The sequence below is a fragment of the Ruegeria sp. YTSA168 genome, from assembly GCF_059610045.1.
This window is the reverse complement of record NZ_JBXWMW010000001.1, coordinates 635324-658357: the sequence shown is the minus strand read 5'-3', so window position 1 is coordinate 658357 and position 23034 is coordinate 635324. Positions and strand designations below refer to the sequence as shown.

Annotated in this window: 25 protein-coding genes; 19 read left to right on the top strand and 6 right to left on the bottom strand. The window is 57.8% G+C overall.

What is annotated here, in order from left to right; genetic code table 11:
• Positions 1 to 86 precede the first annotated feature (86 nt).
• Positions 87 to 461, top strand: a complete 375-nt coding sequence (locus tag AC2FFE_RS03305; RefSeq protein WP_496819377.1) for a glycine zipper family protein — start codon at positions 87 to 89, stop codon at positions 459 to 461.
• A gap of 10 nt (positions 462 to 471) precedes the next feature.
• Here the strand turns inward: AC2FFE_RS03305 and AC2FFE_RS03300 are convergent, their stop codons facing one another.
• Both AC2FFE_RS03300 and AC2FFE_RS03295 read right to left on the bottom strand, forming a co-directional pair.
• Positions 472 to 1656: a BaiN/RdsA family NAD(P)/FAD-dependent oxidoreductase gene (locus AC2FFE_RS03300; protein WP_496845895.1), complete on the bottom strand. Its 1185-nt coding sequence runs from the start codon at positions 1654 to 1656 to the stop codon at positions 472 to 474.
• 102 nt (positions 1657 to 1758) lie between these two features.
• The gene (locus AC2FFE_RS03295; protein ID WP_496845825.1) at positions 1759 to 2133 is read right to left on the bottom strand and encodes a hypothetical protein; all 375 of its coding nucleotides are present in this window, start codon (positions 2131 to 2133) and stop codon (positions 1759 to 1761) included.
• A gap of 242 nt (positions 2134 to 2375) precedes the next feature.
• Here AC2FFE_RS03295 and ftsW point away from each other — a divergent pair, with 242 nt between their 5' ends.
• The 16 genes from ftsW to AC2FFE_RS03215 all read left to right on the top strand — a co-directional run bounded on the left by ftsW (position 2376) and on the right by AC2FFE_RS03215 (position 19154).
• Entirely contained in the window at positions 2376 to 3539 is a 1164-nt protein-coding gene (ftsW, locus tag AC2FFE_RS03290) for a putative lipid II flippase FtsW (RefSeq protein WP_480827691.1), read from the top strand.
• The gene (locus tag AC2FFE_RS03285; protein ID WP_496845824.1) at positions 3539 to 4636 is read left to right on the top strand and encodes a UDP-N-acetylglucosamine--N-acetylmuramyl-(pentapeptide) pyrophosphoryl-undecaprenol N-acetylglucosamine transferase; all 1098 of its coding nucleotides are present in this window, start codon (positions 3539 to 3541) and stop codon (positions 4634 to 4636) included. The genes ftsW and AC2FFE_RS03285 overlap by 1 nt, the downstream gene beginning before the upstream one ends.
• Entirely contained in the window at positions 4633 to 6042 is a 1410-nt protein-coding gene (gene murC, locus AC2FFE_RS03280; protein WP_496819373.1) for a UDP-N-acetylmuramate--L-alanine ligase, read from the top strand. Before AC2FFE_RS03285 ends, murC begins: the two co-directional genes overlap by 4 nt.
• Before the next feature lie 77 nt (positions 6043 to 6119).
• Positions 6120 to 6368, top strand: coding sequence for a DUF2484 family protein (locus tag AC2FFE_RS03275; RefSeq protein WP_496819372.1), 249 nt, complete (start codon positions 6120 to 6122; stop codon positions 6366 to 6368).
• A complete protein-coding gene (locus tag AC2FFE_RS03270) occupies positions 6365 to 6619 on the top strand; it encodes a DUF2484 family protein (RefSeq protein WP_496819371.1) in 255 nt (84 codons plus the stop codon). The genes AC2FFE_RS03275 and AC2FFE_RS03270 overlap by 4 nt, the downstream gene beginning before the upstream one ends.
• The gene (locus AC2FFE_RS03265) at positions 6616 to 6906 is read left to right on the top strand and encodes a hypothetical protein (protein ID WP_496845823.1); all 291 of its coding nucleotides are present in this window, start codon (positions 6616 to 6618) and stop codon (positions 6904 to 6906) included. Before AC2FFE_RS03270 ends, AC2FFE_RS03265 begins: the two co-directional genes overlap by 4 nt.
• Positions 6907 to 6960: 54 nt before the next feature.
• Positions 6961 to 7890: a UDP-N-acetylmuramate dehydrogenase gene (gene murB, locus AC2FFE_RS03260; protein WP_496845822.1), complete on the top strand. Its 930-nt coding sequence runs from the start codon at positions 6961 to 6963 to the stop codon at positions 7888 to 7890.
• 108 nt (positions 7891 to 7998) lie between these two features.
• Positions 7999 to 8913 (top strand): D-alanine--D-alanine ligase, encoded by a 915-nt coding sequence (locus AC2FFE_RS03255; protein ID WP_496845821.1) that lies wholly within the window; start codon positions 7999 to 8001, stop codon positions 8911 to 8913.
• Positions 8901 to 9908, top strand: a complete 1008-nt coding sequence (locus tag AC2FFE_RS03250; RefSeq protein ID WP_496845820.1) for a cell division protein FtsQ/DivIB — start codon at positions 8901 to 8903, stop codon at positions 9906 to 9908. Before AC2FFE_RS03255 ends, AC2FFE_RS03250 begins: the two co-directional genes overlap by 13 nt.
• 8 nt (positions 9909 to 9916) lie before the next feature.
• A complete protein-coding gene (ftsA, locus tag AC2FFE_RS03245) occupies positions 9917 to 11251 on the top strand; it encodes a cell division protein FtsA (RefSeq protein WP_496845894.1) in 1335 nt (444 codons plus the stop codon).
• Entirely contained in the window at positions 11238 to 11651 is a 414-nt protein-coding gene (locus AC2FFE_RS03240) for a hypothetical protein (protein WP_496845819.1), read from the top strand. Before ftsA ends, AC2FFE_RS03240 begins: the two co-directional genes overlap by 14 nt.
• Positions 11652 to 11999: 348 nt before the next feature.
• A complete protein-coding gene (gene ftsZ, locus AC2FFE_RS03235; RefSeq protein WP_496819366.1) occupies positions 12000 to 13595 on the top strand; it encodes a cell division protein FtsZ in 1596 nt (531 codons plus the stop codon).
• 213 nt (positions 13596 to 13808) lie between these two features.
• A complete protein-coding gene (gene lpxC / locus AC2FFE_RS03230) occupies positions 13809 to 14729 on the top strand; it encodes a UDP-3-O-acyl-N-acetylglucosamine deacetylase (RefSeq protein ID WP_496819365.1) in 921 nt (306 codons plus the stop codon).
• A 126-nt stretch (positions 14730 to 14855) separates the two neighbouring features.
• Positions 14856 to 15698, top strand: coding sequence for an outer membrane protein assembly factor BamD (locus AC2FFE_RS03225; RefSeq protein ID WP_496845818.1), 843 nt, complete (start codon positions 14856 to 14858; stop codon positions 15696 to 15698).
• Between the two features lie 31 nt (positions 15699 to 15729).
• The gene (gene recN / locus AC2FFE_RS03220; RefSeq protein WP_496819363.1) at positions 15730 to 17379 is read left to right on the top strand and encodes a DNA repair protein RecN; all 1650 of its coding nucleotides are present in this window, start codon (positions 15730 to 15732) and stop codon (positions 17377 to 17379) included.
• 89 nt (positions 17380 to 17468) lie between these two features.
• Positions 17469 to 19154: a chloride channel protein gene (locus tag AC2FFE_RS03215; RefSeq protein WP_496819362.1), complete on the top strand. Its 1686-nt coding sequence runs from the start codon at positions 17469 to 17471 to the stop codon at positions 19152 to 19154.
• Here AC2FFE_RS03215 and AC2FFE_RS03210 read toward each other — a convergent pair.
• The 3 genes from AC2FFE_RS03210 to AC2FFE_RS03200 form a co-directional block, all read right to left on the bottom strand.
• Positions 19151 to 20518, bottom strand: a complete 1368-nt coding sequence (locus AC2FFE_RS03210) for a DUF3179 domain-containing protein (RefSeq protein ID WP_496819361.1) — start codon at positions 20516 to 20518, stop codon at positions 19151 to 19153. The two genes, AC2FFE_RS03215 and AC2FFE_RS03210, sit on opposite strands and share 4 nt — an antisense overlap.
• Positions 20519 to 20727: 209 nt before the next feature.
• A complete protein-coding gene (locus AC2FFE_RS03205; RefSeq protein ID WP_496819360.1) occupies positions 20728 to 21291 on the bottom strand; it encodes a hypothetical protein in 564 nt (187 codons plus the stop codon).
• A gap of 46 nt (positions 21292 to 21337) precedes the next feature.
• Positions 21338 to 21703 (bottom strand): YMGG-like glycine zipper-containing protein, encoded by a 366-nt coding sequence (locus AC2FFE_RS03200; protein WP_496819359.1) that lies wholly within the window; start codon positions 21701 to 21703, stop codon positions 21338 to 21340.
• 163 nt (positions 21704 to 21866) lie between these two features.
• On the opposite strand from AC2FFE_RS03200, the gene AC2FFE_RS03195 reads away from it, so the two are divergent.
• The gene (locus AC2FFE_RS03195; protein ID WP_496819358.1) at positions 21867 to 22376 is read left to right on the top strand and encodes a hypothetical protein; all 510 of its coding nucleotides are present in this window, start codon (positions 21867 to 21869) and stop codon (positions 22374 to 22376) included.
• 8 nt (positions 22377 to 22384) lie between these two features.
• The gene (locus AC2FFE_RS03190; RefSeq protein WP_480540708.1) at positions 22385 to 22591 is read left to right on the top strand and encodes a helix-turn-helix domain-containing protein; all 207 of its coding nucleotides are present in this window, start codon (positions 22385 to 22387) and stop codon (positions 22589 to 22591) included.
• A gap of 48 nt (positions 22592 to 22639) precedes the next feature.
• Here AC2FFE_RS03190 and AC2FFE_RS03185 read toward each other — a convergent pair whose 3' ends face one another.
• On the bottom strand, positions 22640 to 22981 hold the full coding sequence (locus AC2FFE_RS03185; protein WP_496819357.1) for a DUF427 domain-containing protein: 342 nt from the start codon (positions 22979 to 22981) through the stop codon (positions 22640 to 22642).
• Positions 22982 to 23034: the final 53 nt, after the last annotated feature.

Here is a 23034-nt window from a genome sequence, read left to right as displayed (position 1 = left end):
TTCATCAGTGCAAATGGGCTATCGACTTGACGCCCCAGTGGATTTGGTCTTGCCTTGGCAGGACGTTAGAAAACGAGGTTACGGATATGTCCAACCGAAAGAAATTTATGGTGTTGCCAGCGGTGCTGCTGGTCGGAGCTTGTGCCAGCTCGGGCGCGAACTACACGCCGATTATCGATGGCAATATCGGCCCCAACTACAACGCGGATCTGGCGCAGTGTCAGGCTCTGGCCCGAACACAGCCAACCGTTGATGGCAGAACAGCGGGTGCCGCGGCGATTGGTGCTGCAGGCGCTGCTGGTACAAAAGCGATCATCGATGACAGTGCCAGCGATCTGGGTCGTGCTGCTGTTGCCGGTGCCCTGATTGGCGCAGGCGCAAGCGCGTTGCAGAATACTCAAAATCAAGAGGTTATCGTGCGCAACTGCATGCGCGGGCGTGGATACAACGTCGTCGGCTAAGGGCTGATCGTCAAAACGAGCGGCTCGCGATAGCGGTTCCGGCGGCGTGGCCCGAGGACCACGCCCATTGGAAGTTGTACCCACCCAACCACCCGGTGACATCCACCGCTTCACCAATCGCATAGAGGCCGGGGACATCCCTGGCCTCCATCGTTTTTGAAGACAGGTCATCTGTATCGATCCCGCCCAGCGTGACCTCGGCCGTGCGGTATCCTTCGGTGCCCGATGGGGTCAGTTGCCAGTTGGACAGGGCAGAGCTCAGATCGCTGAGCGCTGCATCAGACTGATCGGCGAGATTGCCTTGCATTGGTATCTGCTGACTAAGATAGTCGACCAGCCTGCTCGGCAAGTGACGCGCCAGTTCCGTGGTCAAATCCTTGCGCCCAGCGCTTTGGCGTTGATCACGCAGCAGATCGAACAGCGGCAGATCGGGGATCAGGTTCACGCGGATTGCCTCACCCTCGCGCCAATAGGACGAGAGTTGCAAAACCGATGGCCCGCTTAGGCCACGATGGGTGAACAGTAGCGCTTCGTCAAAACTGGTGCGCTCGTTTGACAGTCGCGCGGGCAGCGAGACGCCTGAGAGGTCTTTGAACCTCCCGTCTGAAAACGTGAACGGGACCAGCGCTGCGCGGGTTTCAGTCATTCGTAACCCGAATTGCAGCGCGATATCAAAGGCCAGTCCGGTTGCCCCCATCTTCGGGATCGATTTGCCGCCCGTGGCCAAAACCAGATTAAAGCATGTCAGGCTTCGGCGCTGTCCTTCGCGCTCGACCTCCAGCGTGAAGCCACTTTCAGTCTTGCGCAGGTCCTTCAGCTCTGCCCGCACCCACAGCTCTGCTCTCGCACGCGTCATCTCATCCAGAAGCATCTGTATGATCTGTTTGGAGGACCCATCGCAGAACAGTTGCCCCAGTGTTTTCTCATGCCAAGCGATATTGTGGCGTCCGACCAGTTCGACGAAATCCCATTGCGTATATCGCGCCAGGGCGGATTTGCAGAAATGTGGGTTCTTGGACAGGAAGTTTCCCGCCCCCGCATGCATATTAGTGAAATTGCAGCGCCCGCCGCCCGAAATGCGGATTTTCTCACCCGGCGCTTTCGCGTGATCGATCACCAGAACGTGGCCACCGCACTCGGTTGCGCACATCATGCCAGCCGCTCCAGCTCCCAGTATGATCGTGTCGTAGGTCATGGGCGGGGGATGGCGGGCTTTTGACCAGAAAGCAAGCACCTATGCCCCGCGATACGAAGTCGAGAAAATGAATAGGTTCAAGACTAAGTCGGCTAATTGCTGTTAATCCAGAGGAGTCGGAAGCAACTTAGGTCTGCGCCGCCCTAGATCGTCGTGTACTTCCGCGCGTTTCCCGTTGTAGCCTGAATACTCTCTGGATGACCTACGTCCGTTGCGGTCTTCGATTGTGACCACGTATTTGTTTCCGCTTGTTTGAGAGATAAAGCGCACGAGAAATGCCGTATAGTCAGAGTAGTTCACTTGGTGCTTCTCGCAGAAACCCGGAAACGCGCCCTTGTAGAGCGGAATAATGGTCGCCATTTCGTCATCCAGCAACGTGTCGTGAACTCGTCCGGTAAGAAAATCCGCTACGAAATACCCATCATTCGTGCTGGCGGCCTCAGCGAACACTGAGGTCGAAATCACATGGTGGGGCACAACGAAACTAAGGCCTCCGGCCAATGAGTCAGTGAAGTTATGTGCTATGCTGTGCAACAGGTTGTGTTTCATATCGGTATGTTACACTGGTATCCAAACTCGGGAGAAGCTCCGGCTCGGTTGTCGCTCAAGTTCATTTCATTTGAAACCTCATTTCCCTAGCCCAATCCCCAAAATCTCTGTACACTTAGACCCAGACCCCGAAAACGGGGCGTTAACGAGGCAGTAAGTGGCGGTATCTCATGACTGAGATGGTGTATGGCGCGGTCCAGGACCAGCGCGGCGAACCGATTCTACCAAAGTGGTGGCGCACGATTGATCGCTGGACGATGTCCTGCGTTCTGATCCTGTTTGTCATCGGGCTATTGTTGGGGCTGGCATCTTCGCCGCCACTGGCAGGGCGCAACGGATTCGATCCGTTTCACTATGTCGAACGGCAGGTGCTGTTCGGTGGGCTGGCGCTGATTGCGATGTTGCTGACCTCGATGATGTCGCCGACCCTGGTACGCCGTCTGGCAGTGTTGGGCTTTCTGGGGGCCTTTGTCGCGCTCGCTTTCTTGCCAATCTTCGGCACGGATTTCGGTAAAGGGGCGGTGCGTTGGTATTCGCTCGGCTTTGCCTCACTGCAACCGTCCGAGTTTCTCAAGCCCGGATTTGTGGTTGTTGCCGCGTGGTTGCTGGCGGCATCGCAGGAAATCAACGGTCCGCCGGGGCGGTTATGGTCTTTTGCCCTGTGTATGGCGATTGTTGGGATGCTGGTGATGCAGCCTGATTTCGGGCAGGCCTGTCTGATCCTGTTTGGTTGGGGCGTTATGTACTTCGTGGCAGGCGCCCCCATGCTGCTGCTGGTTGGCATGGCAGGTGTGGTCATTCTGGCGGGGATGTTCGCTTATTCCAACTCGGACCATTTCGCGCGACGTATTGACGGATTTTTGAATCAAGAGGTCGATCCGACCACTCAGCTTGGCTATGCCACCAATGCCATTCGCGAGGGCGGTTTGTTCGGCGTCGGCGTAGGCGAGGGGCAGGTGAAGTGGTCTCTGCCCGACGCGCATACGGATTTCATCATCGCCGTCGCGGCTGAGGAGTACGGCCTGATCCTGGTGTTAATTATCATCGCGCTCTATTCGATCATCGTCGTGCGCTCGCTGCTTAGGCTGATGCGCGAGCGGGATATGTTCATCCGTTTGGCCGGGACCGGCCTGGCCTGCATGTTTGGCGTTCAGGCGATGATCAACATGGGTGTCGCGGTACGCCTGTTGCCCGCCAAGGGCATGACGCTTCCCTTCGTAAGCTACGGCGGCTCTTCCCTGATTGCAGGCGGCATCGCTATTGGCATGTTGCTGGCCTTCACCCGAACCCGCCCGCAGGGCGAACTTGGCGATATTCTGCGCGGACGAAGCTGATGGGCAAACCCTACCTACTGATCGCGGCGGGCGGCACCGGGGGGCATATGTTCCCGGCGCAAGCCCTGGCGGAGGCGATGTTGCACAAAGGTTGGCGGGTACGCCTGTCTACGGATGCTCGTGGTGCCCGCTATATCGGCGGCTTCCCGCACACAACCGAGATTGTCGAATCCTCGTCGGCCACTTTCGCGCGAGGCGGTTTGGCGGCTAAGGCACTGGTCGGCCCTAAGATTGCTGGTGGCGTCGCCAGCATGACGTTTCAGATGATGCGGGACAAACCGGATGTGGTCGTGGGCTTCGGCGGTTACCCTTCGATCCCGGCGCTGGGTGCGGCGGTGATGCTGAAACTACCACGCATGATCCATGAGCAAAACGGGGTGCTGGGCCGAGTGAACCAGCTGTTTGCCACGCGCGTTTCACAAGTGGCCTGCGGTGTCTGGCCCACGGACCTGCCCGAAGGCGCACATGGCGTTCACACCGGAAACCCCGTCAGAGCGGCCGTATTGGATCGCGCCGCAGCGGGGTATATTCCCCCCGGCGATTACCCGATGTCGATCCTTGTCATGGGTGGCTCGCAAGGTGCCCGAATTCTCAGTGACGTGGTGCCAGAATCCATTGCGGCGCTACCCGAAGACATCCGTGCTCATATCCGCGTCTCACATCAGGCGCGGGATGAAGACGGTGCACGCGTCACGGCCTTTTACAACGAGCACGGCATTCGTGCGGATGTTCAGCCGTTTTTTGATGACGTGCCACGTCGTATGTCAGATGCGCAACTGGTGATCAGCCGTTCGGGCGCATCCAGCGTGGCCGATATCTCGGTCATCGGCCGCCCGTCGATCCTGATCCCGTTTGCCGCCGCCGCAGGAGATCACCAGACCGCCAATGCCCGAGGGTTGGTACAGGCGGGCGGGGCGATCATGATCCCCGAAAAGGCACTTGACGTTGCCGCGCTGACCGAGCAAATGAGCACGGTTTTGACGAACCCTGAAGCCGCACAGAAAATGGCCCATGCCGCCTTGTCGGTCGGAACCCCCGACGCCACCGAGCGTCTGGTCGCCCTGGTCGAGCAATTGGCGCAGAAGGAGACCACATGACCCCAGCAACCAAACTGCCGCAGGATGTCGGGCCGATCCATTTCGTTGGGATCGGCGGGATCGGGATGTCGGGCATCGCCGAGGTGTTGCTGAACCTCGGGTATCAGGTGCAGGGTTCTGACCTGAAGGCGTCGAAGATCACCGAAAGGTTGGCTTCGCTGGGGGCCGAGATATTCGTGGGTCAAAAGGCCGAAAACCTGAAAGACGCTGCCGTGGTTGTCACCTCAACCGCGATCAAGCCGGGAAATCCGGAACTGGATGAGGCGCGCGCGCAGGGTCTGCCGGTTGTCCGTCGCGCTGACATGCTGGCGGAACTGATGCGGCTGCGGTCGAACATAGCCATTGCCGGGACGCACGGTAAGACGACTACGACCACAATGATGGCTGAGCTAATGGTGGCCGGAGAGTTTGACCCGACCGTGATTAATGGCGGCATCATCCACGCCTATGGCTCGAACGCCCGGATGGGGCAGGGCGAATGGATGGTGGTCGAGGCGGACGAATCCGACGGTTCGTTCAACCGCCTACCTGCTACTATCGCCATCGTCACCAATATCGACCCCGAACATATGGAGCATTGGGGCGATTTCGACACGCTGCGCGATGGGTTCTATGAATTCGTCTCGAACCTGCCGTTCTACGGACTGGCTGTGTGCTGCACGGATCATGCCGAGGTTCAGGCTTTGGTTGGGCGCATCACAGATCGCCGCGTGCGCACCTATGGGTTCAACGCTCAGGCCGATGTGCGGGCATTGAACCTGACCTACAAAGGCGGCGTCGCGCATTTTGATATTCACCTACAATACGAAGACAAGGTGATCGAAGGTTGCACTTTGCCTATGCCGGGCGACCACAACGTCTCGAACGCGCTGTCTGCAGTGGCTGTTGCCCGCCATCTGGGTATGAAAACCTCTGAAATCCGCGAGGCGCTGGCCAATTTCGGCGGCGTGAACCGGCGTTTCACCAAGGTCGGAGAGATTGATGGCGTCACCATCATCGACGACTATGGCCACCACCCGGTCGAAATCGCCGCAGTGCTGAAAGCTGCGCGTCAGGCGACTGAGGGACGCGTGATTGCCGTGCACCAGCCGCATCGCTACTCGCGCCTCTCCAATCTGTTCGATGATTTTTGCACCTGCTTCAATGACGCGGATGTGGTGGCGATCGCTGATATCTTCGCGGCTGGAGAAGACCCGATCGAAGGGGCATCCCGCGATGATCTGGTGCAGGGGCTGATCCGCCACGGGCATCGACACGCCCGGGCCTTGTTGGACGAGGACGATCTTGAACGCCTTGTGCGCGAACAGGCGCGGCCTGGGGACATGGTCGTCTGTCTTGGCGCCGGTACGATCAGCGCCTGGGCGAATGGGTTGCCTGAGAGATTGCAAAGAAAACAAACGGTTTGACGTCAATCCTCATTTGCAGCACAACCTGAAAGTGTGATACAATAACCTCAGTTACCGCGAGTCCTCGGAGGGGGCGCATGGACTATTCAATGATCTTTGCAGCGATCTGGGTGATCTGCGCCACTCTTGTGGCGTTGTTGCCTATGCGGCTGCAATTCCCTCCGGGTGTCACCCTGCTGATCTGCGCACCGATCCTGATTGTCTGGCTGGGCTATGATCATGGTTGGTTCTGGTCGGTTTTCGCCTTTGGCGGCTTTGTTTCGATGTTTCGCAATCCCATCCGCCATTTCTGGCGCAAATGGTCAGGGCGGGAGGTGAGGGAATGAGCTGGTCGCTTGCCCTGGCCGCCTTGTGGGGCATTGCCGCCAACCTGTTGGCCATGATCCCCAGCAAGGACAACCATTGGACGCGCGCCTATATCCTGATCGCAGTGGGCATTCCGATCCTAGGCTATGTTACCTATGAGAACGGCCCATGGATTGGGTTGTTGGTTTTGGCTGCGGGCATGTCCATGCTACGCTGGCCGGTGATCTATTTGGGGCGGTGGGTGCGTCGTTTGGGACGTAATCCGCAGTGAATGCAGTATTAATTGCTTTCGGTCTAATTGCCGTTTTGTCCTTTCTTGTTGCTACAGCGTCAATGCACTTCCTTTCAAAGAACGGTCTGCTTTGGCTTGCAGTGTGTTTGATCGTAGTACTGGCTTTGAGTGTCGCGTATTTGTTTACCTACGACAGTTCCGGCGCGCCGCAAAAAGACGATTATCGACGCTTCGTTCTACTGTTTACGCTGTTTGCGCCGGCGCTTTTTGGCGCAGTTCTTGGCGGCCTGTTTGGCGCAATCAAGTGGACAAACAGAAAACGTTGAATTTAGCGTCTTACGATGGATGACATCTACCTGTGCCAGCTATAGAAGATGCGAATGACACTTTCTTCACTCACGCTGCGCGGCAAACTCACCGAAAACCGCTACCTGAACGATTTGACTTGGCTGCGTGTTGGCGGTCCGGCCGATTTCTTGTTTCAACCTGCCGATCTTGAGGATTTGCAGGCATTCCTGCGTGAGCTACCCGAAGATGTGCCGGTCTTCCCTATGGGCGTCGGCTCCAACCTGATCGTGCGTGACGGTGGCTTGCGGGCCGTCGTGATCCGGCTGGGGCGCGGGTTCAATGGGATTTCAGTTGAGGGCCACACGGTCACCGCAGGTGCAGCTGCGCTGGATGCGCATGTTGCGCGCAAAGCGGCGGACGAGGGTGTTGATTTGACGTTTCTGCGAACTATCCCTGGTTCCATAGGTGGAGCAGTACGGATGAACGCGGGCTGCTATGGCAGTTACACAGCGGATGTTCTGCGCAAGGCGACGGTCGTAACCCGGCAGGGTGAGCTTGTTGATCTGACCCCGGACGACCTGAACTTCCGCTATCGCCAGTCCGATCTGCCCGAGGGCGCGGTTCTGATCTCGGCCACTTTTGAGGGGCCGACCGGCGATCCAGAAGACCTGCATGCAAGAATGGCGGCGCAATTGCAAAAGCGTGATGAAACGCAGCCCACTAAAGATCGCAGCGCCGGGTCCACGTTCCGCAATCCTGCCGGGTTCTCCTCGACTGGAAGAGAGGATGACGTGCACGACCTGAAAGCGTGGAAGGTGATCGATGATGCCGGGATGCGTGGCGCGACCAAAGGTGGTGCGCAGATGAGTCCCAAACACTCGAATTTCATGATCAATACCGGAACCGCCACTGCGGCTGACCTTGAAGGTCTGGGCGAGGAGGTACGAAAAAAGGTTTACGAAACAAGTGGCATCACGCTAGAGTGGGAAATCATGCGGGTCGGTGATCCGCTGACAGAATAAAGCCCCAACCGTCAGACCAAAACAGGCAAATTCAGGCGACGGAACAAAGGCATAAACACATTACGGACCACCACATAAGGTCCGGGGACATTGAGGCGCACATTGGGTATGTCGAGCAGGACAAACCCCAAAGTGGCGGTATTGATGGGTGGCCCCTCGGCTGAACGCGAGGTGTCTCTCAGCTCTGGGCGCGAATGCGCGGCCGCCCTTGTGGGAGAAGGCATTGACGTGGTCGAACTGGACGCAGGTCCGGACCTCTATGCGCGCCTGATGGAGATTAAGCCGGATGTGGTGTTCAACGCCCTGCACGGCCGTTGGGGTGAAGATGGCTGTGTGCAAGGTCTGTTGGAGTGGATGCAAATCCCATACACGCATTCCGGCGTTTTGGCCTCGGCCCTTGCAATGGACAAGCAGCGCAGCAAAGAGGCGTTTCGCATAAACGGCCTACCCATTGCAGACAGCATTATCGCGCCCAAGCGCGATGTGATGGCCGATCATGTGATGGCGCCGCCTTATGTGGTCAAGCCCAACAATGAAGGCTCAAGCGTCGGCATCTATCTGGTGCACGAGGACGCAAACGGCCCGCCACAGCTATCCGACGACATGCCAGATGAGGTGATGGTCGAGCAATATGTGGCCGGTCGAGAGCTGACCGTGACCGTCATGGGCGACCGCGCCCTGACTGTGACCGAGATCATGACTGATGGCTGGTATGATTACGACGCCAAGTATAAGCCCGGCGGCTCGTGGCACGTTTTGCCGGCTGAGATCCCGGCTGAGATTTTCGACCTGTGCATGGACTATGCCCTGCGCGCCCACAATATTCTTGGTTGCAAAGGCGTGAGTCGGACCGATTTCCGTTGGGATGACGTCAAAGGCGCTGATGGTCTGGCATTGCTGGAAACCAATACTCAGCCTGGGATGACGCCCACCTCGCTGGTCCCTGAACAGGGTGAGTATTGCGGCATGACATTCGGCCAGCTGTGCGTCTGGATGGTGGAGGACGCCTCATGCGACCGCTGAGCGCCACCCGCGCGCCGGTGATCCACCGGACCAAGGCCGTTGCAGGGCCGGATGCGGATTTCGACTCTGCAGATACAGAAACGCATGAAGTGGACCCCGTCTTGCGTCTGCGCGGGGCGCGGCTGTTTGGGCGTAAACCGCGCGGCTCTGACCCGGCGCCTTCGCGGCTAAGCTATCGGTTCCAGCGGTGGATGCTGACGCCGGGCATTCGGTTGGGTGTTAAACTTGGGTTACCAATTTGTGCGGCCGTTGCGGGTGTGGGACTTTACTTTGCCTCTGCCGATCGGCGAGAGGCGGTCAGTACCTACATCGCCGACATTCGCACTTCGATTCAGGAACGTCCGGAATTTATGGTCAACCTGATGGCCATCGATGGTGCAGGATCAAGCCTTGCTGAGGATATCCGCGAGGTCGTGCCGTTGGATTTCCCGATCAGTTCTTGGGATCTGGATGTCGAGCAGATGCGCGACACGATCATAGGGTTGGACCCGGTGAAAACGGCCACCGTGCGCATCCGGCCCGGCGGCATATTGCAGGTCGATGTGATCGAACGTCATCCCGTCATTGTCTGGCGCACCCGGAACGGCATTGAACTGCTGGATGAAGCCGGGGTTCATGTCGATCAGATCGCCTCGCGCAAGGATCATGTTGATCTGCCGCTGATCGCGGGCGAGGGCGCGGACCTGCACGTTGCCGAAGCGTTGGAACTTTTCCGGACCGCGCGCAGTCTTGGCACGCGGGTGCGCGGGCTTGTGCGCATGGGCGAACGGCGCTGGGATCTGGTTCTGGATCGCGGCCAGCGCATCATGCTGCCGACCGAGCGTCCGGTGCGCGCGCTTGAGCGGGTATTGGCAGTCAATGAAGTGCAAGACCTTTTGGAGCGCGATGTCGCCACCGTCGACATGCGCCTTGGGCAGCGTCCCACGGTCAGAATGACCAAAGCCGCCAGCGAAGACTGGTGGAACACAAAAACAGACGTGAGTAGCGGGCAGTAACGACCATGATGACCGATCTTTATCAGTCCCAACGCGCCATGCGGCAGATGCGCAGACAAGCGATGCAGCGGGGTGTCATAGCCATTCTGGATGTGGGCAGTTCCAAGATTGCCTGCCTGGTGCTGCGCTTTGACGGAACGGGTCGCCTGCAAGAGGATAACACGATCGGATCCATGGCGGGTCAGACCGGGTTCCGCGTCATCGGTGCCGCCACGACGCGTTCGCGTGGGGTACAGTTCGGCGAAGTCACCGCCATGCAGGAAACTGAGCGGGCCATCCGAACCGCCCTGCAAGCAGCACAGAAAATGGCCGATATTCGCGTTGATCATGTGATTGCCTGTTTCTCGGGCGCAAATCCGCGGTCTTACGGTCTGGACGCTCAGGTTGATCTGGAAGGCCAGTTGGTGACCGAGGCAGAGGTGGGTCGCGTGCTCAACGCTTGCGACGTTCCGGATTATGGGGCAGGGCGCGAGGTGTTGCATGCGCAGCCTGTGAACTTTGCGTTGGATAACCGCTCGGGCCTGATCGATCCGCGTGGGCAACTGGGTCAAAGCCTGGCCGTTGATATGCACATGCTGACTGTCGATGCGGTCGCGATCCAGAACATTGTGCGCTGTATCAAGCGCTGTGATCTTGAACTGGCCGGTATTGCGAACTCGGCCTATGTGTCGGGTATTTCGGCATTGGTTGAAGACGAGCAGGAGCTGGGTGCGGCCTGTATTGACATGGGCGGTGGCACCACCAGCGTGTCGATCTTTATGAAGAAGCACATGATTTATGCCGATTGCGTACGCATGGGTGGGGATCACGTGACCGCTGATATCTCAATGGGGCTGGGCGTACCGGCGGCCGTAGCCGAGCGGATCAAAACCTTCAATGGTGGTGTCCACGCGACCGGGGCCGATGATCGGGACCTGATCGATATCGGGGGGGACACTGGCGATTGGGAGCATGATCGCCGCACTGTCAGCCGGGCCGAGTTGATCGGCATCATGCGCCCCCGCGTAGAGGAAATCCTGGAAGAGGTACGCGTGCGTTTGGATGCAGCAGGCTTTGAGCATATGCCGAGCCAGCAAATCGTTCTCACTGGCGGCGGCAGTCAAATCATGGGGCTGGATGGGCTGGCCACACGCATCCTGGGTCAGCGCGTGCGCCTGGGCCGCCCACTGCGCGTTCACGGCTTGCCGCAATCGGCAACGGGGCCGGGCTTTTCGTCTGCCGTGGGGCTCAGCTTGTTTGCGGCCCATCCGCAGGACGAATGGTGGGATTTCGAAATTCCGGTCGACACCTATGCCGCGCGTCCGTTCAAACGCGCCGTCCGGTGGTTCCGTGACAATTGGTAAGGTTCTCGGCCTTTCCGCTCTGACGCTGTGGTCGGGCGCTGCCGCGGCTCAGACCCGGATAACGCCCGAAGCCTTTCTGGATGCCGTTGTTGGCAAAACCGTCATGTTCTACGAGATTCGCAGCGGCGATCTGGTCGGGACCGAAGAGTTTCTGAATCACCGAACCTCGGTCTGGCGGGAAGAAGGGCGCGGCTGCGTCTATGGTCAGATCACCACGCCCGACGGTCAGATTTGTTTTCTGTATGACAATGACGCGGACGGGGTGCCTGTTTGTTGGTGGCCGTTCCTTTATCAGGACCGTCTGATGGTGCGACTGGCCTCATTTTCGGATGGTGAGATTCAGGAAACGCGAAACATATCTGAAACAAGTTTGAACTGCCCCAACGCGCCCATCAGCTAAAGAAACCGGTTGCAGCGCTGAGATTTATCCATAAAGATATCCACAAGGCCCGTCAGAGGCCCGGCGGCAGGACCATGAGCAGTTTTCCGCCCTGTGAACCTGGGAATTCGACCCACCCGTGAGCTGAGAGGCGTCGCGTTAATTTCGCCTGACTTGTGGCATCCTTAAGGCAATCCGCTAGATTTCGCGGGTAGTGCGAAATACCGCCGGATAGTGCCTCATTTCCTCCATATTTTGTGGGAATTCGCGATTTTTAGCGTGACCTTTGCGCATCACAACGATAGAATCGAACAAGGATAGGTAAGAAAAACACCGCTTTGGCGGGACAAAAATACAGGCGGACAGAGCATGACATTGAACCTTTCGATGCCCGGGCACGACGAACTGAAGCCTCGGATTACAGTATTTGGTGTTGGCGGTGCGGGTGGCAACGCAGTCAACAACATGATTGAAAAGCAATTGGACGGCGTTGATTTTGTAGTTGCCAACACCGACGCCCAGGCACTGCAGCAAAGCCATTCGTCGTCGCGGGTGCAACTGGGTGTGAAAGTCACAGAAGGTCTGGGGGCTGGGGCCCGTCCGACGGTAGGGGCCGCCGCTGCCGAAGAAAGCATCGAGCAGATCGTTGATCATCTGGCCGGCGCGCATATGTGCTTTATCACCGCCGGTATGGGCGGGGGCACCGGTACCGGGGCCGCGCCGATCATCGCGCAGGCCGCGCGGGAACTGGGCGTACTGACCGTTGGTGTTGTCACCAAGCCCTTCCAGTTCGAAGGCGCCAAGCGGATGCGTCAGGCTGAAGATGGCGTTGAATCGCTGCAAAAGGTCGTCGATACGCTGATCATCATTCCGAACCAGAATCTGTTCCGTCTGGCCAACGAAAAAACCACCTTCACCGAAGCCTTCTCGATGGCTGATGACGTTCTGTATCAGGGCGTCAAAGGTGTGACCGACCTGATGGTGCGCCCGGGCCTGATCAACCTCGACTTCGCCGATGTCCGCGCTGTGATGGACGAGATGGGCAAGGCGATGATGGGTACAGGCGAGGCCACAGGCGAAGACCGTGCCATCCAGGCGGCCGAGAAGGCCATTGCCAACCCGCTGCTGGATGAAATCAGCCTGAAGGGTGCCAAGGGCGTACTGATCAACATTACCGGTTCGCACGACCTGACCCTGTTCGAACTGGACGAGGCCGCGAACCGCATCCGCGAGGAAGTGGACCCTGAGGCCAATATCATTGTCGGCTCGACGCTAGACACAGCGATGGAAGGCGGTATGCGCGTTTCGGTCGTGGCGACTGGTATCGACGCCACCGAAAAAACCACAGAGGTTCCGGTTGCGCGCCGCTCGATGTCAGAGCCGCTGACCCGTACCGTATCTGCAGAAGAACCAGCAGTGGAAGCAGCGCCTGTTGCGGCTGAAGTAGCGGAACCTGCACCTGAGATGGTCGAAAACCGCGAGCCGACCTTGTTCGAAACCGCGGAAGACCCGGCAGCCCGGTTCCAGCAGGAGGATGATGGCCTGCCGCCGCCAGCCTATCAGCCTCGGGTCGCCGAGTTTGAGCCGCAGCCAGAGCATTTCGAGCAGACCCCCGAAAGCTATGTAGCGCCGCAGCCAGAACCCGCAGGAACACCTTCGCCAGAAGCGTTGCAACGGTTGCAGGCCGCTGTTCAGAACGTACCCTCTTCGGCGCAGCGTCTGACGGCAACCCGGCCTCAGGAACCCGCACCTCAGGCGCAGGCTGAGACCGAGGAACGCTCGCGCTTTGGCTTCAACCGGCTGATCGATCGGATGACCGGACATGCAGCAGACACGCCGTCTCAGCCAGCCCGTCAGCAGCCTGCGATGCGCCAGGTTGACGCAACGGCACCTGCCCATGAAGAGGCTGATCCCGATCAGGATCGGATCGAAATTCCGGCTTTCTTGCGCCGTCAAGCCAACTGATCGCGGTAACAAAATGAATGCAAAGGGTCGCCCAAGTGCGGCCCTTTTTCGTTTGTAAACAGGTGGATATGGGGGGATAAGCAGGGTTTTGCCGATCTGTCACATTGATGTTTCATTCAGTTACAAAGAGTGAGTTGAGCATAGACCCGTGCTTCCTTAACTGAGTGGCCAACACAGCTGTCACAGGCTGGACACCACTCGCTGAGGCCCAATTTGCAACATACGCTCAAATCTCCGGTTACGTTTAACGGCGTCGGACTGCATGGCGGTCAGCCTGTCGTTATGGTTCTGAAACCTGCTGCGGCAGGTCATGGGATCTGGTTCAAGCGGACGGATATTGAGTTGGGCAATGCGCTGATCCCTGCCATCTATGATGTGGTCGAGCGGACACCGCTCTGTACCCGCTTGGTGAACGATGCGGGCGTGTCGGTTTCAACAGTGGAACATATCATGGCCGCGCTGGCAGGCTGTGGTGTTCACAACGCGCTGATCGAGATTGACGGCCCCGAGGTTCCAATCATGGATGGCTCGTCGATTGATTTCGTGCGGGGCATCATGGCTAAGGGCGTGCGCCGTCAGGCCAGCCCGGTTCTGGCTTACGAAGTGCTCAAGCCCGTGACCGCGTCCCGCGAAGGCGCAAGTGCAACAATCGCACCGGCGGATGGCCTGATCATCGATTTCCACATCGACTTTGAAGATGACGCAATCGGCAGCCAGACCAAGACGCTGGATATGCGCAACGGCTCGTTCGTGCGCGAGCTGAGTGACAGCCGTACGTTCTGTCGTCGGACCGATGTCGAAGCGATGCGTGAAAACGGGTTGGCTTTGGGTGGTACACTTGAAAATGCTGTCGTGGTGCAGGGCGAAGAAGTGCTGACACCGGGTGGTTTCCGCCATTCTGATGAGGCGGTACGTCACAAGATGCTGGACGCTCTGGGTGACCTGTATCTGGCCGGTGGGCCGATTCTGGGCCATTTCACCGGCGAAAAATCCGGCCATTCGATGACCAACACGCTGCTGCGGAAGCTGTTTGAAACGCCGGGCGCCGTGCGTCCGATCCTGTGCACCTCAGAGCAGGCCGCGCGCTTGCCGGGTCAAGGTCTGGTTCAGCAAGAGATTCCGGCGGTGGCCTGAGCCGCTCACCTTTGACGACATTTGCGACAGAGGGTGCATAAGGCGTTTTGCACCGGAAATATCTATGCTAGACCAAGGCTCAATTCGGGGCGAACCCCGGTAAGTAAGATGACAAGGATGGGCGGTATGGTTGGCAGCAAAGCGGCAGTCAGGTTCGCAGGTGCGATTCTTCTGGCAGCAGTTTTGACGGCATGCGGCAACAAAGGCGCAGACCGCGATGAGAACCTCGAAGGCTTCACGCCCGAGCAAATCTATACCCGTGGTGAATACGAACTGTCTCAGAATCGCTCGGATGATGCGGCTTGGTATTTCTCGGAAGTTGAACGTCTTTATCCCTATTCCGACTGGGCAAAACGCGCGCTGATCATGCAGGCGTTTTCGTTCCATTCCGACAAGAACTACGAAGAAAGCCGCGCCGCTGCACAGCGCTATATCGATTTCTACCCCACGGATGAAGATGCCGCCTATGCGCAGTATCTGCTGGCGCTCAGCTACTATGATCAGATCGACGAAGTGGGTCGTGATCAGGGTCTGACCTTTCAGGCGTTGCAAGCTCTGCGGACCGTGATTGAGGTTTATCCTGACAGCGAATACGCCACTTCAGCGGTGTTGAAGTTCGATCTGGCCTTTGATCATCTCGCAGGCAAGGAAATGGAGATCGGGCGGTATTATCTGCGCCAGGATCACTATGTCGCCGCCATCAACCGATTCCGCGTCGTGGTTGAGGATTTTCAGACTACGTCCCATACAGCCGAAGCCCTGTATCGTCTGGTCGAAGCTTATTTGTCTCTGGGCCTGTTTGATGAGGCGCAGACCGCTGGTGCGATCCTGGGATATAACTACCAATCTTCAGAATGGTATGACGATGCCTACAAGCTGCTGACCTCGCGCGGATTGGATCTGAAGAGCCGTGGCAACAACTGGCTCAGCCAGATTTATCGTCAGACGATCAAGGGCCAGTGGTTGTAAGCTGGTGACGGGCAGGGGATGCTAGAACCCGATGCTGCGCGCCTTAGATATCCGTGACATGCTGATCATCGACCGGCTGGAATTGACCTTCCAGCCGGGATTGAATGCGTTGACCGGTGAGACCGGGGCTGGCAAGTCGATCCTTTTGGATTCGTTGGGGTTTGTTCTGGGGTGGCGCGGTCGTGCCGAACTGGTCCGGCAGGGCGCGGCGCAAGGTGAGGTCGTGGCCGAATTCGAACTGCCTGAAGATCACCCCGCGCACGAGGTTTTGGCCGAGGCTGGACTGCCGGGCGGGGAAGAGTTGATCCTGCGCCGCGTCAACACGGCCGAGGGTCGCAAGACCGCCTGGGTCAATGACAGGCGTTGTTCGGGTGAGGTTCTGCGCGCCTTGTCTGAAACCTTGATTGAGCTTCACGGCCAGCATGATGATCGCGGATTGTTGAACCCGCGGGGGCATCGCCTGCTGCTTGATGACTACGCTAACGTTTCGGAGCAACTGACCGCAGTGCGGCAGGCCTGGTCCGAAATGTCACGCAGTCGCAAAGCCCTGGCCGAAACCGAAGCGGCGCTGGCTGCTATGCGGGCCGAGGAAGAGTTTCTGCGTCACTCCGTTGCCGAACTGGACAAGCTGGACCCGCAACCGGGTGAGGATGCTGAATTGGACGCCCGTCGTCGTATGATGCAGGGGGCTGAACGCATCCGCGATGATGTTGCCCGAGCTTTTGATTTGCTGGGCGGCGAAGGCGCCGAACGGGCGATGTCGGATGCGATGCGCTGGTTGGAAGGTGTCTCTGACAATGCAGGCGGACAGTTGGAAGGGCCAATCGGTGCATTGGGCCGCGCGCTGATCGAGCTAGGCGAAGCACAAGATGGCGTGAACACCTGCCTGCAAGCGCTGGATTTCAATCCGGCCGAGCTGGAAGCGGCTGAGGAACGTCTGTTTGCGATCCGCGCATTAGCCAGAAAGCATGATGTCGCCCCGGATGACCTTGGGGCCTTTGCGGATACTCTGCGGGATCGTCTGGGCCGTCTGGATGCGGGTGATGCGGATCTGGCGGATCAGCGCGCATCGGTTGAGGCCGCGCAGGCGGCCTATGATGCCGCGGCTGCAGCCCTGAGCGCAGTCCGTCAGAAAGCTGCTGGTCAACTGGATGCAGCGGTGATGGCCGAGCTTGCGCCGCTCAAGATGGAACGCGCCGTGTTCCAGACCGAAATCACCCCGGCGGATCCGGGCCCCGAGGGCATCGATGCGGTTGCCTTTACAGTCGCGACCAATCCCGGCGCGCCGTCAGGTCCGTTGAACAAGATCGCTTCGGGGGGCGAGCTCAGCCGCTTTCTGCTGGCGCTCAAGGTCTGCCTATCCGGCGATGACAGCGCGCGGACCATGATCTTTGATGAGATTGACCGGGGTGTCGGGGGCGCAACCGCCGATGCGGTTGGCCGCCGGTTGGCGGCGTTGGCGCAGGGGGGGCAGGTGCTGGTCGTGACCCATTCTCCTCAGGTGGCCGCGCGGGCAGCGCATCACTGGCGGGTGCAGAAACAGGTCAGCGACGGGCAGACGCTGTCTACCGTTGTTCCGCTGGCCGAAAGTGACCGCGTGGATGAAATCGCCCGGATGGTTTCGGGCGATACGATCACCGACGAAGCACGGGCCGCAGCGCGTGCCTTGCTGCAAGCGTGATGGATCGGTGCTGCTTTCTTTGCCTTGCCATACTTTTATATGACCGCCCCTTGGCTTACTAAGGGGTAAGCGACGAGCCCCGAAGGCAGATGACTCAATCAACCTACACTGTACTGCGCAATCAACTGAATCAGGCCATCGCCGCGATCAAGGATGCCTTTTGGGTGATGCGCCGACGCGGGCCCAGTCAGATACAGTTCTGGTTCATCGCGTTGGTGATCGGTATTGCCGCAGGGTTCATGGCCCTGGGGTTCCGCAAGGCGATCCAGTTTTTACAGGCCTATCTGTACGACACAGATAACATCCTGCTGCTGCACAGCCATGCCGAGAAACTACCGTGGTACATGGTTCTGATCATCCCGATCCTGGGCGGTTTACTGGTTGGCGTGATCCTGAACCGGTTCACCCATGACGGCCGTGTTCGGTCGGTCGCGGATGTGATCGAAGGGTCTGCTGTCACCGATGGTCGCGTCGAGGTGAAGGCGGGTATCGCGTCCTTCTTCGCCTCACTGATCACGCTCAGCTCTGGCGGTTCGACCGGCCGGGAAGGGCCAGTTGTGCATATGGCAGGGGTGATCTCGACTTGGGTCAGCAACCGTATTCACGCGGATGGGATCACGGGCAGGGATCTGTTGGGATGCGCTGTTGCGGCTGCTGTCTCGGCCAGTTTCAACGCGCCCATTGCGGGGGCCTTGTTCGCGCTTGAGGTCGTGCTGCGCCATTTCGCGGTTCACGCCTTTGCGCCCATCGTCATTGCCTCGGTCGCGGGAACGGTGATCAACCGGCTGGCCTATGGGGATGTGACTCAATTCGCGCTGGATACGCCTGGGTCCCTGAAGTTTTATGTGGAACTGCCTGCCTTTCTGATCCTTGGCCTGATCTGCGGGCTCGTCGCTTTGGTATTGATGCGTTCGATCTTCTTTGCCGAAGACATCGGCACCCATGTACAGAACCGTCTGTCTTTGCCGGGATGGCTGCGCCCGGCGGTGTCGGGGGCGATGCTGGGCCTTTTGGCCATCTGGTTTCCGCATATTATTGGCGTCGGCTATGAAACCACGATCCGCGCGTTGACGGGTGATCTGGTTCTGACCACCGCGATCCTGCTGGCCGTGGTCAAGACCATCGCGGTGGCCATCACCATGGGCGGCCGCATGGGGGGCGGGGTGTTTTCGCCCTCGCTGATGATCGGGGCGTTGACCGGGTTGGCCTTTGGTTTGATTGCAACGGGATTGCTGCCGGATGTCTCGGGGACCCATACGCTTTATGCTTTTGCGGGGATGGGAGCGGTTGCGGCTGCGGTACTGGGTGCGCCGATTTCAACCACACTCATTGTGTTTGAACTGACCGGAGACTGGCAGATCGGTCTGGCCGTGATGGTTTCAGTCTCGATGTCGACAGCACTGGCATCTCGTTTGGTGGACCGGTCTTTCTTCCTGACCCAGTTGGAGCGCCGAAATGTGCATCTGGCCGCTGGCCCGCAAGCCTATCTGCTTGCCATGCTACGCACCGGGGCAGTGATGCGGCCAATCGGCGACGCACGCTCGATTACCGCGGATGAGGCGCAGGAACTGATCGCGCGGGGCCTCTGCGTCAAAGCCAGCGCCACACTGGAAGCCGCCATGCCCTATTTTGACCGGGAAGACATTCCCTGTATTCCGGTGATCTTGTTGGAAGAAGACGGCTCAGAAACCCCCATTGGTGCGCTCTATCATGTCGATGCGCTCAAGGCTTATAACAGGGCGTTGGCGGCCACTGCGGCCGAGGAACATTCCTAGCCATCGTAAACGCTGGCAGCGTCACCCAGATAGTTATCCCAGGCAAACCAATAAGAGATATGCCCGGCGACGCGCGGTAGCTTCGCGCCATCTGGCCCGGTCAACATCTCTTCGGACAGGGTCCATTTGCGACCGCTTTCGTCCACTAGCCCGCCGTCAGAGGCTGTGAACCTGTGCCCCGCTCGCTCATAAGCCCGCACGGTCCGGCGATCCGGGTTTCCGATCAGAACCAGAGGGCGGTTCGCAATTGCATCATTGATCACACGGGTACGGCTGAACGCATCCAGTGGCCATGCACGCGCAGCGCCGAACTGGCGGATCGTAAAAATGTAGTCCTTTTGCCGGTGTTGGGACTGATCGACCTGTGCGGGGAACATCAACTCGGGCGAGGCGAAATACTCACGGTAGACCACGCCAGACCCATAGTTGCGGCGATGTCCGGTATCCAGCGACAGTACGCGGGTACCAGGGTGCGAAGTCTTCCAATTGTCCCAGGTCGTGATCACAACGGGTCGCTGTTTCAATTCGATCCCGCTGTCGACCAACGGGCCGACCACGGGTTTGCCGGTATATTGATTCCACAGCGAGTGTGTTTCGCGGTCAAACATCAGTTTGTTCGACCGGTAGAGGAAGCCAGAGGAACCAAAGACAAACGGTTTGCGCCGCCCCGAAACCTGCGTTTCAAACAGAATGCCAGACCCGCACAGGGTGCAATAGGCAAGTGCGACCGGAACACCTCCGATCACTTCGTTGAACATTTCATGCCACCCCATGATCCGCAGCGGATAGGCGCGTACATCCCGGTTGATCGAGACGCCAAAGACTAGATCATCTCCTTTGAGGTAGCTGGCGTCTGAGGCAGAGATAAGCGTTGGATTGTCCAGTGAAGGGATGCCGTCTTTGTAGACCCCACCCCAGGCGATTTCTTCCAGTCGGATCTTCATCCGGTCGCGTGCCAGGTATTCGGGCCGGAGGAACAGATCAAAATTCTGGTCGATCCCCAACAGAACCTCACGTTTGAAGGGGATCAGCGATGGGTGCGGGATCAGTTGTGGGTTCCGCTCTTGCCAGAGCATCCAATCAAACCAGCCCGTTCCGAGCTTCTGACCGCTGAGGGTTTCCATCACCTCTGAAATTTCATCCCGCCGCCGATCCCCGTATCGCATGGCGGTCAGCAAAGCAGGCACCACATCAGGTTTCCCGCGCTGCGTCAGATAGGCCATCTGCGCCTCAAACTCGGTTCGACCGGAATAAAGCGTGCTGCGCAGCGCCACCAGCACCGGGTCCTGTTGTGCCCAAAGCACGCGCGGTGCCAACGCGCTAAGACCCAGCCCCCCAACAAAGCTGCGGCGTGAAACTGACATAGCATCCTCCTAGGTCGTACATGCATAGTATGCCTTCAGTTGTACTCACTTTCATTCAACAGCGTCGTGATTGGGGTGTGAGCCTTTCGTTTCGCGAATCGCAGCCCCATCCAAACACATCGCATTTGAATAATTCGGCATAATCTAGGAGCGACCCCTGCATCCCAACGAAGGGCGTGCTCTCTCCTGAAGTCGAGATTCTAAGCGTACTACTCAGTTAGCAATCCGTATTTGCGGATCTCGGATTTTGACATCTTGTGAATGTCGTCAGCCGGGGCGGCGTAGACTGTGAACCAGTAGAATGCGTCATGCCCGAGCATGCGTTCGACATAAAGTCGGTTTTGCTCGTGTTCAGGTGCGCCGCGCGGGTAGTTGGATGCTTCTTTTGCACCATCTGACCATGCGTGTACGCCAATCTCTGCCCCGTCATCCATAGTTCTTCTGACACCTGCCAGAAAAAGATCAACCCCACCCGAGTGGATGAGACTGGATGATGTGAGATGCGTGTTGAGGCCTAGTTCGCGCACTCGGTAGGCCAATGCGATCATGGTATCGTCATCCAGTGAGCCCGGCACATCAAGTTCAACCAGGGTCTCGATGTCAGGGTGTTGGGCATAGATTTCCTCGAATTGCTTAAGCGTTTTGGAGTTGATCGCTCCTTGCATAAACAGTTTTGTGCCTTCGACGCGGAACTCAGTCATCGGGACCTGGTTCCACGCCAAAACTGAAATCTGGGTACAACCAGACAGCACGACGGCCGCCAATGCTGCCATCACGGCAGCATACTTTCCAAGGCGCCAGCGGCGGGTGCGTCTTGGACTAGCCGACAACATTGTGTCCTCGACCGCGCATGCAGTTAAAGACAATACTCTTTCTCGCACTATCTAGCTCGCTAGAGTCCTCTGCCGTTCCCAACAGCCCTCCGACAGCTGCGCCAACCCCCAGCCCTGCAAGCGCATCGCCGCTATCAGCTTCGGCAGCACCAACAAGCCCGCCCACTATGGCACCAGTGATGGCAGAGTCGTTGGATTTCTCTTTTTGCAAAGACACCTGCTCGCAAGCTGCGAGATCTGATTGGAAGTTTGGGTTTCGTTGTCCGTCAACGATCAGTGAGTCATTGGCATCAGCGCATGCGGTTAGGGTTAGTCCAAGTGCCATCAACCCATATGCGTTCGTCATTTTCATTAGTCTTCGTCCTTTTGTTTGGTCTGAATTGTTCGGAAGGTGAGTTAGGGTTTCGATCTCAATAAATCAACAATTATTTTATGTTTTATTTAAATTACGTGAAGTAAGGATTTATTGATTTGATGATTTGCGCTAAAGAACGCTTGCTACTGCAGGAGGATCGATGACTTTTTTCGCAAAAGCCGCCATGGCGCTTAGTCTGAGCTGTTACTTCCTTTTGTTTGGATTCGTCTGGATTGGTGAGATGTTGGGGATTCACGGCCTGGTTTGGGATATGTTCGACTTTCCCGAACAAGACACTTCGCCTCCATTCTGGACGCTGGTTGTCGGTCTGATTTTAACCCTGATGGCGCTGATGTCCCTTGCTGGCGCCTTTCGCGGTGCATGGCTTGTGCTCAACGGGGGGCCAGAACAGGATTTTCGGGATCTTGGACGAAACCTGCGCCATATGGCGTGGGGATTGATCGGATTTTGGATCGGCTACAACGTAATAACTCTCGTCATGCCGCATCTGATCGTAATCGGATTGGAATCAACCGAAGGCTTTGATTTTAGTTGGGCGCCGCTCGACCTTGATATTGTTTTTGCGATCACGGGTGTGGTGTTGCTTGCGATATCCCAAACGTTACAACGCGCCTGGCAGGCCGAAGACGAAAACAAGCATTTTCTCTAGGGGGCACCATGGCTATTCAGGTAAATCTCGACCTGATGCTTGTTAAGCGCAAGGTCTCCTCGCGTGAGTTGGCTGCGGCAATCGGCTTATCCGAGACCAACTTGTCGTTGATCAAGTCCGGCAAAATCAAGGGTGTCAGGTTCTCAACGCTTGAGGCTATCTGCAGATATTTGGACTGCCAGCCAGGCGATATTTTGAGCTTCGAACCGGATTAACCCGGTATCAAATCTGTGCGTAGATCAGTCGGACAGTGCACTAAACTGTCAGATTTGCTCTACCTTAACCGACTCAACCGGATAGAAGGCGATGTAGCCCTTGATCTGCGCCACACCAGGGATCGGGCTTTCATAGCTCCAGGCGGCGTTTTCTGTGACCGAGGATTTGTTGACGATCGAGAAATGGGTCGCATCCCCTTTATGCGGGCAATGCGTGACCTTGTCGGTTTGGTCCAGAAAGGCCATCGCGATATCGGAACGCGGAAAATAGATCACGGGTTCCAGATCACCTTCCAGCAAAACCAGAGCAGTGTTTGTTTCACCCAGAATGGCACCGCCAGAGCGGACGCTCCATTTGCCATCAGCTTTCTCGATTGTGATCTCTGTCATTCCTTGCCTTCCCTTCAGCGTCGCGTGGGGCTCTCCTCTGCCCGTTTTATGTA

What these genes read in the sequence shown, in the direction of transcription:
- AC2FFE_RS03305 (WP_496819377.1), top strand. Translation starts at nt 87, where the DNA reads ATGTCCAACCGAAAGAAATTTATGGTGTTGCCAGCGGTGCTGCTGGTC.
- AC2FFE_RS03300 (WP_496845895.1), bottom strand. Translation starts at nt 1,656, where the DNA reads ATGACCTACGACACGATCATACTGGGAGCTGGAGCGGCTGGCATGATG.
- ftsW (WP_480827691.1), top strand. Translation starts at nt 2,376, where the DNA reads ATGACTGAGATGGTGTATGGCGCGGTCCAGGACCAGCGCGGCGAACCG.
- AC2FFE_RS03285 (WP_496845824.1), top strand. Translation starts at nt 3,539, where the DNA reads ATGGGCAAACCCTACCTACTGATCGCGGCGGGCGGCACCGGGGGGCAT.
- murC (WP_496819373.1), top strand. Translation starts at nt 4,633, where the DNA reads ATGACCCCAGCAACCAAACTGCCGCAGGATGTCGGGCCGATCCATTTC.
- AC2FFE_RS03275 (WP_496819372.1), top strand. Translation starts at nt 6,120, where the DNA reads ATGGACTATTCAATGATCTTTGCAGCGATCTGGGTGATCTGCGCCACT.
- AC2FFE_RS03270 (WP_496819371.1), top strand. Translation starts at nt 6,365, where the DNA reads ATGAGCTGGTCGCTTGCCCTGGCCGCCTTGTGGGGCATTGCCGCCAAC.
- murB (WP_496845822.1), top strand. Translation starts at nt 6,961, where the DNA reads ATGACACTTTCTTCACTCACGCTGCGCGGCAAACTCACCGAAAACCGC.
- AC2FFE_RS03255 (WP_496845821.1), top strand. Translation starts at nt 7,999, where the DNA reads ATGTCGAGCAGGACAAACCCCAAAGTGGCGGTATTGATGGGTGGCCCC.
- AC2FFE_RS03250 (WP_496845820.1), top strand. Translation starts at nt 8,901, where the DNA reads ATGCGACCGCTGAGCGCCACCCGCGCGCCGGTGATCCACCGGACCAAG.
- ftsA (WP_496845894.1), top strand. Translation starts at nt 9,917, where the DNA reads ATGACCGATCTTTATCAGTCCCAACGCGCCATGCGGCAGATGCGCAGA.
- ftsZ (WP_496819366.1), top strand. Translation starts at nt 12,000, where the DNA reads ATGACATTGAACCTTTCGATGCCCGGGCACGACGAACTGAAGCCTCGG.
- AC2FFE_RS03225 (WP_496845818.1), top strand. Translation starts at nt 14,856, where the DNA reads ATGGTTGGCAGCAAAGCGGCAGTCAGGTTCGCAGGTGCGATTCTTCTG.
- recN (WP_496819363.1), top strand. Translation starts at nt 15,730, where the DNA reads ATGCTGCGCGCCTTAGATATCCGTGACATGCTGATCATCGACCGGCTG.
- AC2FFE_RS03215 (WP_496819362.1), top strand. Translation starts at nt 17,469, where the DNA reads ATGACTCAATCAACCTACACTGTACTGCGCAATCAACTGAATCAGGCC.
- AC2FFE_RS03210 (WP_496819361.1), bottom strand. Translation starts at nt 20,518, where the DNA reads ATGTCAGTTTCACGCCGCAGCTTTGTTGGGGGGCTGGGTCTTAGCGCG.
- AC2FFE_RS03205 (WP_496819360.1), bottom strand. Translation starts at nt 21,291, where the DNA reads ATGGCAGCATTGGCGGCCGTCGTGCTGTCTGGTTGTACCCAGATTTCA.
- AC2FFE_RS03200 (WP_496819359.1), bottom strand. Translation starts at nt 21,703, where the DNA reads ATGAAAATGACGAACGCATATGGGTTGATGGCACTTGGACTAACCCTA.
- AC2FFE_RS03195 (WP_496819358.1), top strand. Translation starts at nt 21,867, where the DNA reads ATGACTTTTTTCGCAAAAGCCGCCATGGCGCTTAGTCTGAGCTGTTAC.
- AC2FFE_RS03190 (WP_480540708.1), top strand. Translation starts at nt 22,385, where the DNA reads ATGGCTATTCAGGTAAATCTCGACCTGATGCTTGTTAAGCGCAAGGTC.
- AC2FFE_RS03185 (WP_496819357.1), bottom strand. Translation starts at nt 22,981, where the DNA reads ATGACAGAGATCACAATCGAGAAAGCTGATGGCAAATGGAGCGTCCGC.